The organism is Gordonia sp. LMA167 (genome assembly GCF_058130025.1).
Window position 1 is genome coordinate 6,064,284 of the sequence record NZ_CM176708.1, and the last position, 14,678, is coordinate 6,078,961.

Consider the following 14,678-nt stretch of genomic DNA (forward strand, 5'->3'; position numbering starts at 1 on the left):
TCATAAGAATGGATGAATCATTAGCTCCGCTAAGGAAATAGCGGACGTGCCTCGATAGCATGTTATTGTTCTGCGCTTTCCCGTATTGCACAAATACCGGGGCCGCGTATCACCAGATACGGACTCGTGGCACCGCCCGGAGAATCGCGGCCAGGTCGGGGTCGAGCGCGGCGGCCATCTCGCGATGACGTGCCAGGAGTACCCGACCTTCCCCATCCACGAGGGCAGGCGGAGGTGCCATGGGGAGCTCGGCGCTCGCCAGCAGGGTGGCCGCACCCAGGGTCCACGCGGTCGCCGACGTACCGGTCACCACTTCTGCCGGTATCCGCCCAGCGGGTGACACGTCCAGTGGCGCAAGGTCGTCCGGATCATCCTCCGATCCGGTCATCCCGTAGACCCCGGCGTTGAGCACCGTCTCGATGAGATCGGCAGCGAGCTCCTTCGATCCGAACTTGTGCGCCATGAGGAAGGTCCACGTGATCCGGTGTTCGAGGGTTGCCTTCCAGTCGGCGCGTCGGCGTGCATCCGAGAACTGGAAGCGTTCGTAGTCGGCCGCGATGAGCGAGGACACCGCGGCGTCGACGGCCTCGGCCGACAATGCATTGCCGCGGGCGGGGGTGGCGGCGGCCTCACGCATGAGACGTTTCACTCGGTTCCACTGCAGGTTGCCCACCTGATGGTGCAAGCCCGCATCGGCAAGTCCCTGAGCTGCGACGCCGAACGCCTCGTCGGCCTCCGCGAACGCGTCCTTGGCGGCCAGCGCGTTCGCCCTGTTGTATTCGCACATCGCGACCCGATCCGGTCGGCCGAGGTCTGCGAATCGGTCCCGGACCGACTCCAGCAACGCTGTCCCGTGGTTGAGTTCGCCGGATTCGATCAGCGCTTGGGCCATGCCCATCCGCGCTGTCAGCGCGTGCTCCTCGTCCCCCATCTCGTCGCAGATCCGGACGACCTCCTCGAAAGCGTCGAGCCCCTCTCGGGGGCGGTTCGTCGCCATGTACACCGCAGCGAGCGAGTCGGCGCACGTGGCCGCCAAGGTCGATCCCTCGTCGAACATCTCGCGCAACTCCACGAGTTCGGATTCGGCCTCGTCGAGTCGGCCGGAGAGCCGATAGTTGTTGGCGCGGTTGATGCGAACCTCTGCGACGTCGTGTTCCGATCCGAGTTGTCGGTAGATGTCGATCGCGAGACGAAAAGCGTCGTCGGCATCGGCGAAATCCCCCGTCTGCATGGCCATACAGCCGAAGTTGTTCAGCGACTCGACGAAGATCGTCCGGTCCTCGAGGGCAGCGCTTTCCTCACACACCACCCGGAAGGCATCCCGGGCAGTGTCGAAGTTTCCGTGTGCTTGCGCAACATCGGCGACGGAGATCGCGCACCGCATGGCCGATACGGGATCAAACTGTTCATACGCGGTGCGCGCTGTGAGCAGGAGGTCGATCATGACCGCGGGTTCTGCGATCCCGTTGACGTGCTCGGCGAGAGCGAGGTGGACTTCCGCGACTTCCGCCGGATCGTCGCTGTTCTCGGCGGCAACGGCGCGGGCGTCGAGTTCGTCGAGCACGCGCGACCATTCCTCATATTCGGCGTCTGCGTCGTCATCATCAACAGGTGGTTGTGCATCGCTCACCGTCCGTCCTCCTCACCGGCGTCACGCGCATTCGACGGCTCGCGGGGTGGACATACGTGCGCCGCCACCGACGCCCAAGTCAGTGGAGAGGTCGCGGGCCCGGGGTCATCACGCCACTGGTTCAGCTTTGTTCGCTGCCACTGCATCAGGGCAGCCACCGGATCCGCCGCCAGGTGCGTGTCGTCGACGGCAAGTGCGAGTTCAGTGGTCGGACCGGGGACCTCGGTCACGTCGGCGAACTCGCGGAACGCATCGTCGGACGGGAGTGTCCACCGTGTGGTGGTCAGCACCTCGGCACCTGCGCTGAGTATCGCCATCACCAGGCCGAAGGTCTCCGAACTCCGATAGTCCGCACCACCTTCGCACGCGATCACCACCACGCGTGGCGGCATCGGCCAGATTTCGTGACCCGGTACGCCCGTTTCATAAGGGACAGAGCCCTGCGGGCCGAGTTCGAGAGCCGCGGTGCCCATGAGGAGATCCAAGGCCGCAAACGGAAGATGCGCCTGATTAAGCGGGTGCGCGAGGCCCCATTCCTGAGCGTCGTCGGAGAGGTGTAATGATGCCGAGCCCGGCTGATCCAACGTGGAAGACACGTGCCCGAAATAGACCAAACGGCTCGGGTAGGTCCGCAGATCCTCGCTGAGTTCCCATCGCCCGACTATCCGACCGACGCCTGAGCTCCGCGTACGCGGGCCCGACGCCAAGCGGTCCAGGAAGAGTCGAGTGTTCGACCGACTCGGACCGACCTTGGCCGGGCTGCGCAGTACCTGCGCGAGGCCAGCGCCAGGAGGTAGGTCGGGGTCGATAACGTATGTCGCCGGTCGATCTGCCAAGCCCGGGTGCCACGGCTCCGGCTTGCGTCCGCGACCCACGTGGATGGCGGCGGGTGGTTCGTAGCTGACGTCGGCCATCTCCATCAACCGCAGCGGGTCGTGGATCACCAGGAGTTCGAACGGAACTCGTGCGGTCGAGCGACTCGGGGTGATCCGCACGGCGACGGTGCCGCGCGCGGCCTTCCTCCGCAACGTGGTGGCCACATGCGCGGGAATGATGCTTCGGGCGAGTTCGTCGCTCAACGCGTATTCGGTGAACGGACGGGTGAGTCCTCCGGACAATGCCTGTCGTACAGACCTTTCCGGACTCATCAAATCGGCCGGCCCAGGCAGAACCCGATCGAGCCGCCCGATGAGACGCCGCATAGCGGGCTCCGTGATGACGTGCACATCCGGATGCGATGGATCATCGAGCCACCTGAAGGAAAAATAGGTCGCGCCTGCGTCGATCGCACGGATCAGCAACACGAAGTCGTGGGTCATGGTCGACGTCACCCGATCGACACCGCGTAGATCTCGGCCAGCGTCGGGCCAGTCGCTCCGTCGACGGCCGGTTCGCGTCGGATGCGGTCTGCGAACGTCTCGATGCCGTCACGGTAGCCGGCGAGCGCCAGGGCCTGCGGTGCCGCGTGATGTCGTCGGACCACCTGACGAGCGATCGCCCCGGCGGTATCGACCGACTCGGCCGCAACCGCCCGGGCGTCCGCGGCAGCCGCCTGTATCCGTCGGATCTCAGACTCGTCGGTGCCCGCACCGACACTCGCGAGCAGCGCACCCGCGAGACGATGCTGGGTCCAGGCATGACGACAATGGCGGTCGATCCGGGTCATCGCCACTCCCAACGGGTTCAGCCGCATCGTGGAGAGGTCCGCCGCCGATCCCAGGAAGGCGTATCGAACGGAATCCGATTCCAGTCCGGATAGGCTGATCTTTGCTCTCAACCGGCCATTCTCAGCGGTGGCAGGCGAAGAGGCGAGCAGGTCACCGGTGGTGACATCGGCTGCCACCGCGAAGATCCCATCGGCGCGCAGCGCTTCGGTGTCCACACCTGACCGCAGTGAGGCGGAAACGTCCATCATCCCCTGGTCCGTTACCTGCACGTGGATCTCGGCCTCATCGGGGCCGGTGAACAGCAGCAGACGTGGGGGCAGAGCCCGCAGGTCCGCGAGCTGAGCGGCGCTGACCTCGACGTGTCCGAGGTCAGCCGCGAGAGCCGGTTCCATGGCGGATAGGTCCGCGAGAAACGCCTGCAACGTTGCATCGGTTCGATCTGCCCGGTCAGCAAGCACCGCCAACAGATCGTTGCGTTCAGTCTCGGCGAGCACCGCATTCGGCGCAGCGACGATTGCCTCGACGACCCTACCGATGAGTGGGCCGGAATAGTCTGCTGCTGTGATCTCCTCGACGATTCTGTCAGGTATGGCCGCGGCCAGTGCGAATTGTTTGTCCGCGCCGGCTTGACCGCCGAACGCGTGCGCGACTGCCACATCGAGCAGAAGGACCCCGTCGTCGAGATTGCCGAGATAGATGGCATCGACCGCGGTCACGGTTGCCAATCTCGCAAACCCTGCGCCCAGCGCGGGTCCGGGCATGGCCGCCCCGTCATCGGCGGCAATAATGGCTTCCACCACCTCGGGTTCGACGAATCCTGAGCCCGCGTCACGCAGCGCACCTGCATCAGATGCCGCGAAGTCGAGCACATCCTCGACAGAAGCGGCATCGACGACGATCTGCAATCCGTTGGCCGTAAAGGTGATCGGACCGAGTACCACCTGGTTGTGGGCGTGCCAGGAGATGCTTCCATCCGCACCGTGACGCACCGTGCCGTTCACTCGCCGCCCTCTCGGTCCGATCCAGCGTGGATTCTCATCGCCGCTCGATTCACCGCGGTCTGCGCCGTGAGCAGCACATCCATGGCAGCAGCCTGGGCGGAGCCGCTGCGGGAAGACTGTGGTTTCTCGCTCATCCAGCGCTGCGCTACCGCCGCCTTCAGATCAGCTTGCGATGCCTCTGCATCGATGCCGAGCCGACCGGCCAGCATCTCCGAGGCCAATGTTGCCTCCCAGCAAAGGGCTCCGTTGACCTGCAGGCCGGGATCGGAGTCGATGATCGCGATCGCCACGGCCACGACGTCGTGGGCGTCGGAGGCCGACGGCGGTGCCGTTGTGTCCTCTGCCCGGTCGTCGGCGCGCGCGGAGTCGCGCTCATCTCCCACCACCAATCTGCGTTCACCGCGCCGGCGACGGCCGTCCCGGCGCCATTCATCGATTCGAACGGCCGCCAGGCGTAGTTTCAGGTAGTGCTCGGTTCCTTCCAACGGCTTTCCGGCACATTGCCGATTGACATAGGTGACGACAACGCGCGCAAACGCCTCGGCCATCTGCTCACTGTTGCGCCGGCGATCGGCGAAATCGGATTCGACGACTCGCGTGAGGAACTCGACCGCGTCGCGCCGGTACTCGCCGAGGACCTCATCGGATAGACGACCCGCCGGAACAGCACCTCGGTTCGCCAGTGAATCTGCGAGTTCGGTGAGGGTGTTTATGTCCGTCCGGGTGAGCTCGGTCTCCCCGCTTTCGCCTTTCTCGAGGAGAACGACGATCTTCGTCAGGTATGCGTCGAGGGCCGCCTGCTCGTCTCGTGGATGCCGGACCGTCGGGTCATCGAGGAAATGCCGGACCGAGTCGGAACTCGAGTGCAGCGCCGTTTTCTCGTCGATCATCACATGACGCACTTGACGTGCACCGAACCGCTGCGCTTCGCGCACCGCGGTGGACACGGGCGGGCGCAATCCGTCAGGGCGCAAGGCTGCCAGACTGTCACACCAGCCGGCGGTATAGCGGCTCAGTGGCTCGACAGCGTCGACGCAGGACTGCACGATGCTGTGTTGTGTTCTGCCGTCGGACACGCGGGCAGTTCGCCCCCGCATCACCACCGCGGCGGTCCGAGTGTATTCGGCACCGTACCAGCTGGTACCGGCGAGTTGTCCCGACCACGACCGCAGTTCGCCTTGCAGCGCTTTACCTTCTGGTCTAGGTGTCGACATCGCCGACTGGTACTGCCCGAGTAGTTCGTCACGAGCAATGCCTTCGCGCGGCACATCGAGGGCGAAGTCGACTGGTACGGTGCCGCGGGCAGCGATCTCGGGTGGAACCAGGTACGCCACAGACCGCTCCCTTCCGCTCAGCCAGATCAGTCTATTCACTTCATCGACCTCCATGCCGGACAACTCCGCCGACACGCACGACAGGCCGAGCGCCGGTGGCCCGATCGTGGACCACCGGCACAGCTGTCAGTCGTTCTCGCAACCCGGGCGAGGCTACGAGATCACGACCGACCGGCAACCGATCTGCGGGTTGTGGTTACCGTTGGCCACGTTGATGGCGTACGCGCACACGGTCTGCTTGCCACGGGCACCCGTGGTCACCACACGGTCAAAGCCGTGGTTCCCCTTGATGCCGAACGCGCGGTTGACGTCAGGCCTCGAGACGTTGGCCGCGACAGCGGTGGCGCGTGCCCCGGGCCGGCCCGGTTGGGCACCTACGTAAATGTGTACCTGCACCGACTTGTCCGTGGCGTCCGGATCAAAGCTCCAACCGCGTACCTTCACCTTGCCTGCCCCCGCGGCGCTCACCTCATCGAGAACACCCCGCGGGCGCGGGTCGCCGATGGTGACGGAGCGGCATCCCAGATGCACATTCCCGCCGCCGCCGATGTTGATGGCGTACAGACAGACCTGCGTCGGCCCGACCCTGCCCGTATTCAGGATCGCGTCGAAGCCGTGACTCCCGTTGATGCGATGCACGTTGTTGACGTCGGGACGCGAACCGGAGGCCCGGAACGGGTAGCCTTCTGCACCGGCCTGGCCGGCGAGACCTCCGACGTAAACATGGACCTGAATCGATGCTGCGGTGTTGTCGGGATCAAACGCCCAACCACGCACGCGGACTTTGCCATTGGCTGGTGCGGACACTTTATCGACATGACCTATCGGATTCGCGCCGGACGGCGCTGCCGACAGGTTGCGCGGTCGGAGGTACCCCGTCAGGTATGACTTGGTCATCGACGCGACCTTGGTGGCGCCTGGGTTCTGGGTCAGGACCTGAACATTGGCACCCTGATCCGCCAGGACGATCGCGACATGGCCCGCGCCATTGCCGTATGGCCAGTTGGTCCCCCACACCGCGACATCGCCCTTCCGGGGCACCGCGTTCGCCGCCAGCTTCTCATAGTTGCCGGCAGGGGCCGCGCTGTACAGCTGCGCGGCTGACCCCACCAAGAACCGAGGCGCCTTCACCACGTCGCGGTTGTAGAAGTTGAACAGGTCGACGCATTGCGCTCCGTATGAGCCGTCGAAGTCGGCGTAGCGGCCGTTCCACGTGTTCGTGAAACCGTCCACCGCGCCGCTCGCGTTGGCGGGAGCCCCTGCGACGGCAACGCCGATCAGTCCGGTAAGTAGCGACAGCAAGCTGGTGATGACCACCAGCCTGATGCCCCTGACCAGCCGCCATCGTTCGTTCGGGTCATTTGGCCTCATGGTGTAACTCCTTCGATGTGGGCGACCGGGTGTCGGCCACGCTTTGTGTACCGTTTCCCCATCGGTGGCCCTTCGCGAACACCCTTTTCATCGTTTTGTGCGAAAGCCTGCCTATGGCGTCGGGGCTAGCGTGGTCACATGTCACCGACGAGCGCAGGACCGTCCATGGGAACGTGCGAGAGGTGCGCACAACCGTTGGTCACTTGCCCGCGCTGCAACGGGGAGGCCGGCGGCTTCAGCATTGCCGGCCGACTCACGTGCACCCGGTGCTGCGACACGGGCCGCCTCTGCAGTACGCATGGAGACCGCTGGATGAAGTGATACGCGTCCTTCTGCGACGCACCGAACCATTTGCTCATGACTTACCCAGCCGTCAACTATCAGATGGATCAGCAACTGCGTCTTGTTGTTCACCTGTCGTCCGGCATCTATGTATCGCTGAGTGACTCGACGAAAGTGCGTCCGCACTGTGCTCTCGGCCAGAAAGTGGCGCCGCGCGGTCGCTCGGACCGTCGAGCCCAGTGCGTACGTGACGATCACTTCTTGCTCGCGTTCGCTCAGGTGAACCCTGTCCACCCGCGGCGGATTCCCCAGGCCGCGCAGCACGTGTTCCAGGCACCCGTCGGCGTCTGTGGAATCGGGTACCTCGATGCCCCCGAGGTGCGCCACCGCTACGCCGAGTCCAATAACGCTGACACCGGCCGGAAGCCCCACTCGCTCGATCTGCCTCACGCGCTCTGCAGTGCGAACGATCACCACAGCGGCATCTGGACGCAACGTCTCGATGTCGTCGAGATCGATCAAGGTAGCCCGATACCCGAGGGTCTCGACAAGGAGCCGCAAGGCCACGTCGGCGATCGTGTGTTCGGCCGTGATGGCCACCGTCTGCCCACAGGCGGGTCGGGACAAGGGTTTCTCGGTGTCCGGGTTGACATCAAAGGTCACGATGGCTCCTCTAGGTGCTGATTTCGGCTGGGACAAAACGCATGCCGACGTGCATGTTCAGATTCCGTCTCTCGCATCGCGTGTTCAGCCGTGTGGACGACCCTGGTTTCGCGGTTCCGGGCGGATTCCTTCACCCACATGACTGTTGGATGCGTAATCGCGCATGATTGCGCTGAGTTTGGCACTATTCGCACATGCCATCCGGACTACGCATCCTCATCGCCTCTCCTCTCGGCCACGTTGTTTCCGCTCCGCTTCAAACGGCATTCGACGATGTATCCGTGGTGGTTGCCGGCGACCGCGACGAGTTCGAGAGATCCATCGCCGCCCGGGTTCGCTTCGATGTGGTCAGTGCAGATCTGATCTTCAACAGAGCCGACCTGGAATGGACCTTCGATGGACTCGACGTGATCGAAGGACTGAGGGCGGCCGACCGTCTCGCACCGGTACTCCTGGCGACGCAGGGACACTCCATGGAGGAAGACCATCTTGCTGAAGCTCGGTTGCGTTCCGACGTTTCCGGCGTCGTCGCAAAGTCTGCAGGTCTACAGGTCTTCATGGACTCTCTGCGCAGTGTCGCTCTGGGCCGACGCCTGACACAAACGGTCCCTGGAATCTCCCGGCCCTCGCTGTTCGAACTGTTCGAGGGACGACGAGGCGTCACCGCGGCACGGATGGCCGGCGCCATCGCGTCGGGCAACGCAACTGACGGCGCGACTCTCGCCGAGGTCGCCAGGGTGTCCCCGAACACCGCCAACAAGGTGGTCACGAACTACATTGGGCCGCTCATGTGCCGACGCAACGAGCACGATGAGCGCCTGCCACTAACCCAAGCATCGGTTTACCGATGGTGCGGCCTGCACGCGCGATACATCGTCAGTTGGTGTCGCAGACACGGCCATGAGGACGTCCTACGACCTCACTGCTGATCTGCGGGGTCGGTGGGTCCGTCAACCCACCGACCCCGACTCAGGCGACAAACAGTTCGTCGATCCGAATATGCCAACGACCTGAGGGAATCGCGTCACCGCATACGATCTTGCGCGCGGTCATCGCCCCGACCGCCCCGGCGAGAGTGGCCGCGGTGCCCAACTGCGGCCACGACGGGATCGTCCGTCCGACTGCTGACAACGCGGTCTTCATTCGTGGACTGATCTCCTCGCCGACAATGGCACCCGCGATCCGGACTCGCCGCGCCGGGTCCCGCAACGCGGCCGCTTCCAGGGCCGCGACGTCACCGGCGCGACCGTGGAACAGCGGATAGTCGGCATCGAGATCATGGCGTTCGACGTCGAGGATCACGTTGTCCCCGTCGTCGGTAACCATCACAACGGGAATTCCCAATGCCTTCGCCCTCCGGCGAATCTCAACCTTCATAGCGAGATCGTCGACCTCCTCGAGAACGACATCGACGCACGGGGTGGATCCGTCGCCGAGAAACGCTCCGGCGTTGTCGGCGGAAAACCCTTCCGGAAAGGCCTGCAGCTGGCCGTATGGGTCGCTTTCAAGGACTCGGCGTTGTGCCAGTACCACTTTTGCAACGCCAAGATCACATACCGAACCGGACAGCCGGTTGAGGTTGGTGGGACCGAGGGTGTCCGGATCGGCGATACGAAAGTTCCGCGCACCGGTCAGCACACAGGTGTGCAACAGCGAACCACCGACGCTCAGACCGGCGACCGCAATTATCGCCGATGACCACCTCCTCTGCTCGTCGGTCGCAACGAGGTAACGATTCCGCGCGGTTCTGAGCTGATGGAAGGTCCCCGGTTCGGGCAGTCTGACGAGGACACGACGCCACGGGTAGGCAACGTATCGACTGGAAGACTCCAGATCCGCCTCGGATGTCGGGAACGGACCTGGTTCGAGCCGCCGCAACGCCGCCAGCTCGTCACGTGCGCTCGTCCACCCGTCGACCAGTTCATAGTGCCGAGTCAACTCAGCGATGCGGGCCGCATCTCTGGCCGGGTGCAGGATCTCGATCATCGACCGGCTCCGATGTAGCAGTGTTTTGCTCCGGGTACGAAGTCCCCTGTGCCATAGGGATGCAGCTCGATCTGCGGTACCGTGCGGTCACCATGCGTCGCGTACAACGTACGGAACTCCTCATTGTTCGCGACCAACGAGGCCAGGCTTAGCGTCGACAACCGATCACCAAGCGAAACGTCACCGGTACCGACGTTGGCCGCGAGTTCAGCCCGTATCCGCAGCACCGGGTCCTGGTGTTCGTCAGGATCCGTGTCGACAACGAATTTTCCGGTCAACAGTCGCGAGACGCTCGGGTCTTCGAACGCGTCCTTGAGGTCGCAGGGGTAGAGGTTCGCCGAGTAGAACGTTGCCGCCACGTCCGGTCGTCCCGTCAACACTATGAAGCCGGACGTGGGCTCGATGTTGCCGGCAAGTTCGCCATGACCGGAATCCTCGAGGATGGCGCCCAGGCGACGCCCCGATAAGACCGAGCCCCGATCATTGATCCGGTATCTGATCAATGGCAAGACCGAGTCGATGGTGAAGAGGAGGTTGCCCTCGTCGTCCACCTCGGTGAATCGTCGCATCGGGTCGAATTCCACGAATGTAGGCAGTCGATGGGTGTGCTCACCGAATATGCCCACGCACAGCGCAGAGTCGGTCCGGGCCGCCCGACGAATCCTCGTCGTCGCGGGCGTCTCATGACCCATCACGCCGGCTTCGGCAGTTCCATACATCAGACAGACGCGAGCTGGTTCGTGGGGAACACCGAGCCGCTCGAGAATGTGGTCGCGCCACTCTTCCGAGATCGCCTCGCCGGCAAGCAAGACAGCAATGTCTTGGGAGAGTGCGCGGGCCGAAGACTGGTCGATCACATCCTTGATAAATGGCGGATACCCCGCTAGGACGATCTTGTCGTATCGTGATCCAAGTTGCTCCAGGATCGCCACGGCGGCCTTAACATCGATCCCCGGTGTGGCCACCGACAGGCGATTTCCACGGTGCCGCAGAGCGATGCCGGCCTGGTAACTGTATGTTCCGCCGATCCACGTGCCCATGGCGAAACACACGATCATCAACGTGCGGTGGCCGCCGACGTCGAATCCCTCCCTGAAAATCCGATCGTAGAACACCGCAGAATCGTCAAGCGACCTGGACTCTCGCGGGAAAAATGTAGGCGACCCCGTGGATCCGGAGGTCGACGACCAGGTACCTGCGATTGTGATGTCGCCATCCCAAATCAGCTCGTCCAGCGGATACTGCCCGATGTAGCTGCTCTTGGTCGTGATGGGCAGGCGCGCAAAGTCATCCGGGCCGACCGCTGCTAGGGAATGGCCGCGATCCCGTAGGTACGAGGCGTAGGCGGGTACGCGCCGAATAGCGCGATTGGCAATGCCGGTCGCCGCTGACATGCCCGGCGAGGCGAGGGTATCGGGGTGCATGGTGTACTCCTTCGTTCGAATGGACGAAGGAGGTACCGTTTCCCCAAACGGAAGCGAGTCGAGTCGCATCGAGTGCACGGACCCGCTGTCACCCTGCGATGGCTTCGTGGATGCCGATCGATGTCGCGACGTGATCCGGTTCGCGCTGGTGACCGCAGGTGCCCTCGCGCCCACATGCCGCTCAAGTTGATCCCCGCAATTAGTACCTTCGTGCTAATTGTGTGCGCCACGCCTGCGGGTGCGTCGTAGCACCGTCAAGATTGAGCATGATCTCGCCGCGATCACCGCGGCGGCCATGACGAAGGAGTCCAATAAGTGTCTCGGACAACGCTATTTATCCTGGCAGGGGTGGTCGTATCGACATCAGCTGCCATGGCACTCGCGGCCGGACACGCCGCGGCGGCCGATTCCAACATCTTCGCTGTTACGACCACCGCGAGCTCAGCAACCATCACATTGACGCCGCCCCCGTTGAACTCCTGCAACGCCAACATCGTGTGGCGCGGCACCGCGTCGGGACCCTCATCTCAGGATGACATCGTCTGGGTCGGATCCTATGAGTTGCTCTCAACCGACTCCGCCCTCGCCTCTACGCCACGATTTGCCGGAATCGCCAACGACTCCCCCGAGTACTTCACCCCGCGCACCGTCACCATCAACATCGACCCGGGCACGTACACGGTTGGCGGCAAATGCACGCCGTATGATGCCGCAGGCAACTTCGCCGGAGATGACACACAACACACCAAGACCTTCAACATCAGTGCCAGCCCCGACCCGACAGAGCCCGACGACAACGAAAACGCATGGGGCAGCCTGGAGAGCCTGTTTCCCTGAACGAGGCGCCAAAGCCGACCCGAAGCCGGCAACGCATTGCGCCAGTCAGCTGAGGTGCCTCGTCCGCCGCAGCCGCCATTCGACGCCAAGCCGGTTCGATTGTCTCGGAGGCTCTTCGGCGAGCAGTGGGGACACTTCGGCGCGGGTCAACTCGATCGCATCCAGATCATGACGAGTTACTTGGTGCAGTTCGGTAAATCGACCGCGGAGATCGAGGAGATCGAGCACGACCTGGTCAATGAGATACTGGCAGAAGAGATGAGCTGCTCGACCACCGCCGGTACACAGCCCGACGACGCGGCCCGGCCGTGATGGCGCACACCGACAAGCTCTTCCGTCAGCTGGTACCGCTCAACAGCGCCGTTATGTAATCCGCGGAGAAGCGCCACTACTCGTTCTAAACCGAATCTTCTACACCACCGACTCCACCACAAAATCCCCCGGCTTCACCGCCCGAGTCATCTTCCAATAGTCGATGATCCGCCACGGCGTGACGGCGACGACGCGGCCGTCGTCGTTTCGGTACCAGTTGCTCATCGCCGGGTGGGTCCACACCATGCGGGCGTGTGCCTCGTCGACAGCCTTGTTGTACTCGGCGGTGACGTCCTGACGCACCTCGAGTGCACCCAGCCGCTCCCGCGTCATCATCGCGATGGCGTCGGCGATGTAGCGGACCTGGCATTCGAGGATGCTGATGAAACTCCCGCCGTGCCCGAGTGCGGTGTTGGGTCCGGTCAGCACAAAGAGATTCGGGAAGTCGGGGGCGGTGATACCCAGGTAGGCATACGCGTCGTGCTCGCCCCACACCTCGACGGTCGAGCGCCCACTGCGGCCGCGCACATCCATCGGGTAGAGGAACCGGTCGCTGTGGAAACCTGTTGCGAAGACGACGATGTCGAAGTCACGCTCACGACCGTCATCGTCGACGAGTCCGGTGGCGGTGACCTCGCGCACGGCATGGGGCACGAGGTCGACGTTCGACCTGCGCAGCATCGTGTACCACCCGTTGTCGAGTAGCATCCGTTTACCGAAGGGCGGATAGTCGGGCGTGGACAGGGCGATCAGATCATCCCGATCACCGAGTTGCTCCTGCAGATACCGCAGATAGAAGCGGCGATGCCCGTGATTGGCGGCGTTGATCGACGCGGTCTCCTCCGGCCAGTCCGGATCGACCTGCAGCGTGGGATGGACCTTGTCGTTGAAGATCCACGACAGCCGCGCCCGATACCATTCGCGGTAGCCGGGGATCTGCTCCATCAGCCAGTGCACGTCGTCGCCGACGGGTGCGAAATAGTCGTCGTTGGGCGCAATCCACTGTGGCGACCGCTGAAATATGGTCAGCGACTTCACCTTGTCGACGATGGCGGGTCCGATCTGCATGGCGCTGGCGCCCGATCCGACGATCGCGACCCGTTTGCCCTCCAGAGCGCCGGGGTCGTCGAGGGCCGCCGGCCACTGGGCGGAGTGGAAGATCGGGCCGTCGAAGGTGTCCATACCCGGTAGCTGCGGCACCTTGGGGCGGTTGAGCAGGCCGACGGCGCTGATCAGCAACCGCGCCTGCAACGTCTGGACGACGCCGTCTCGGTCGCGCGCGCGGACCGTCCAGAGTTGTTCGGCCGCATCGTAAGCCGCAGATTGCACCTCCGTGCCGAACCGAACGCGGTCACGGATGTGGTGCCGATCGGCGTAGGCGGCGAGATAGTCCTGCACTTCGTCGCGCTTACCGAAATGGGTGGACCAATGATGGTCGAACGACGAGATGGAGTACAGGTAGCTCGGGGTGTCGACGCCGGCGCCCGGATACCGGTTCTCCCACCATGATCCGCCGACCTCGTCGTTCTTCTCGAGGATGACGTGGCGGACACCGGCCGCCGCCAGTTGCACCGACATCAGCATGCCGCCGACGCCCGCCCCGATCACGATGGCACTGAGGTGGTCGACGTCGGCGTCCGGCGGCGTGGAGGGCTGATCGCCCATCTCTTGATCACCAGCGATGATCTCGGCCATCATCGGGCTGAACTCGTGCGGGACGGTCTCGCCGGAGGTGAAGTCCAGCAGTTCGGCAATCAGGTCCTCGTCGGGAAGCCGACGCCGCGGGCAGCCGTCGGCATGCCAGGCGATCACCGCATCCACCACCGCGCCGGCGATCTCCTCCTGGATCTCCGACGCCAATCCACCGGTGCGGTTGTCGTCCATGCCCCGCGACCTCGTCGGCCGGTAGCGCTCCGACAACCATCGGCGGTCCCCCGTGAGCTCGACCAGCACCGCGATCAGGGTGGGCATGTTGCCGGCACGGACAGCGCGCTGCAACCGCGGCACGTCCACGGGCGCGGCGGCGCGTGCAGTGATGGAAGACGACATACACAATGCTAACCACGGTTAGTTACGCGTCGTCAAGGCCGTCGCTGCTGGTCACCACCGACGCTTGACACATTGGACAGCCCGTGCGAGTGTGATCCACATCATGCTAACCGCAGTTAGTC

12 protein-coding genes are annotated in these 14,678 nt (G+C 63.9%); 3 read left to right on the forward strand and 9 right to left on the reverse strand.

The window, feature by feature from the left end; translation table 11 throughout:
• Positions 1–109 precede the first annotated feature (109 nt).
• The 6 genes from ACVT6V_RS27170 to ACVT6V_RS27195 all read right to left on the reverse strand — a co-directional run bounded on the left by ACVT6V_RS27170 (position 110) and on the right by ACVT6V_RS27195 (position 7,948).
• Complete coding sequence (locus ACVT6V_RS27170) at positions 110–1,630, reverse strand: tetratricopeptide repeat protein (RefSeq protein ID WP_489897165.1); 1,521 nt, start codon at positions 1,628–1,630, stop codon at positions 110–112.
• On the reverse strand, positions 1,627–2,961 hold the full coding sequence (locus ACVT6V_RS27175; protein ID WP_489897166.1) for a hypothetical protein: 1,335 nt from the start codon (positions 2,959–2,961) through the stop codon (positions 1,627–1,629). The genes ACVT6V_RS27170 and ACVT6V_RS27175 overlap by 4 nt, the downstream gene beginning before the upstream one ends.
• A complete protein-coding gene (locus tag ACVT6V_RS27180) occupies positions 2,958–4,298 on the reverse strand; it encodes a hypothetical protein (RefSeq protein WP_489897167.1) in 1,341 nt (446 codons plus the stop codon). Before ACVT6V_RS27180 ends, ACVT6V_RS27175 begins: the two co-directional genes overlap by 4 nt.
• The gene (locus tag ACVT6V_RS27185; protein ID WP_489897168.1) at positions 4,295–5,632 is read right to left on the reverse strand and encodes a hypothetical protein; all 1,338 of its coding nucleotides are present in this window, start codon (positions 5,630–5,632) and stop codon (positions 4,295–4,297) included. Before ACVT6V_RS27185 ends, ACVT6V_RS27180 begins: the two co-directional genes overlap by 4 nt.
• Before the next feature lie 153 nt (positions 5,633–5,785).
• Positions 5,786–7,003, reverse strand: coding sequence for a CHAP domain-containing protein (locus ACVT6V_RS27190; protein WP_489897169.1), 1,218 nt, complete (start codon positions 7,001–7,003; stop codon positions 5,786–5,788).
• A gap of 141 nt (positions 7,004–7,144) precedes the next feature.
• On the reverse strand, positions 7,145–7,948 hold the full coding sequence (locus tag ACVT6V_RS27195; protein ID WP_489897170.1) for a helix-turn-helix transcriptional regulator: 804 nt from the start codon (positions 7,946–7,948) through the stop codon (positions 7,145–7,147).
• A 194-nt stretch (positions 7,949–8,142) separates the two neighbouring features.
• On the opposite strand from ACVT6V_RS27195, the gene ACVT6V_RS27200 reads away from it, so the two are divergent.
• Positions 8,143–8,877, forward strand: a complete 735-nt coding sequence (locus tag ACVT6V_RS27200; RefSeq protein ID WP_489897171.1) for an MSMEG_1198 family transcriptional regulator — start codon at positions 8,143–8,145, stop codon at positions 8,875–8,877.
• Positions 8,878–8,917: 40 nt separating this feature from the next.
• On the opposite strand, the gene ACVT6V_RS27205 is transcribed toward ACVT6V_RS27200, so the two are convergent.
• Positions 8,918–9,934, reverse strand: coding sequence for a ThiF family adenylyltransferase (locus tag ACVT6V_RS27205; protein WP_489897172.1), 1,017 nt, complete (start codon positions 9,932–9,934; stop codon positions 8,918–8,920).
• Entirely contained in the window at positions 9,931–11,358 is a 1,428-nt protein-coding gene (locus ACVT6V_RS27210) for a phenylacetate--CoA ligase family protein (RefSeq protein ID WP_489897173.1), read from the reverse strand. The genes ACVT6V_RS27205 and ACVT6V_RS27210 overlap by 4 nt, the downstream gene beginning before the upstream one ends.
• A 348-nt stretch (positions 11,359–11,706) precedes the next feature.
• On the opposite strand from ACVT6V_RS27210, the gene ACVT6V_RS27215 reads away from it, so the two are divergent.
• Both ACVT6V_RS27215 and ACVT6V_RS27220 read left to right on the forward strand, forming a co-directional pair.
• Positions 11,707–12,195, forward strand: a complete 489-nt coding sequence (locus tag ACVT6V_RS27215; protein WP_489897174.1) for a hypothetical protein — start codon at positions 11,707–11,709, stop codon at positions 12,193–12,195.
• A gap of 168 nt (positions 12,196–12,363) precedes the next feature.
• Positions 12,364–12,507 carry a hypothetical protein gene (locus ACVT6V_RS27220; protein WP_489897175.1) on the forward strand — a complete coding sequence of 48 codons (144 nt, stop codon included), beginning with the start codon at positions 12,364–12,366 and terminating at the stop codon, positions 12,505–12,507.
• A 99-nt stretch (positions 12,508–12,606) separates the two neighbouring features.
• On the opposite strand, the gene ACVT6V_RS27225 is transcribed toward ACVT6V_RS27220, so the two are convergent.
• Positions 12,607–14,556 carry a flavin-containing monooxygenase gene (locus ACVT6V_RS27225; protein WP_489897176.1) on the reverse strand — a complete coding sequence of 650 codons (1,950 nt, stop codon included), beginning with the start codon at positions 14,554–14,556 and terminating at the stop codon, positions 12,607–12,609.
• Positions 14,557–14,678: the final 122 nt, after the last annotated feature.

Bases quoted from the DNA above. Each gene is read 5' to 3' on its own strand.
- ACVT6V_RS27190 (WP_489897169.1), bottom strand. From the start codon at position 7,003: ATGAGGCCAAATGACCCGAACGAACGATGGCGGCTGGTCAGGGGCATC.
- ACVT6V_RS27200 (WP_489897171.1), top strand. From the start codon at position 8,143: ATGCCATCCGGACTACGCATCCTCATCGCCTCTCCTCTCGGCCACGTT.
- ACVT6V_RS27205 (WP_489897172.1), bottom strand. From the start codon at position 9,934: ATGATCGAGATCCTGCACCCGGCCAGAGATGCGGCCCGCATCGCTGAG.
- ACVT6V_RS27210 (WP_489897173.1), bottom strand. From the start codon at position 11,358: ATGCACCCCGATACCCTCGCCTCGCCGGGCATGTCAGCGGCGACCGGC.
- ACVT6V_RS27220 (WP_489897175.1), top strand. From the start codon at position 12,364: ATGACGAGTTACTTGGTGCAGTTCGGTAAATCGACCGCGGAGATCGAG.
- ACVT6V_RS27225 (WP_489897176.1), bottom strand. From the start codon at position 14,556: ATGTCGTCTTCCATCACTGCACGCGCCGCCGCGCCCGTGGACGTGCCG.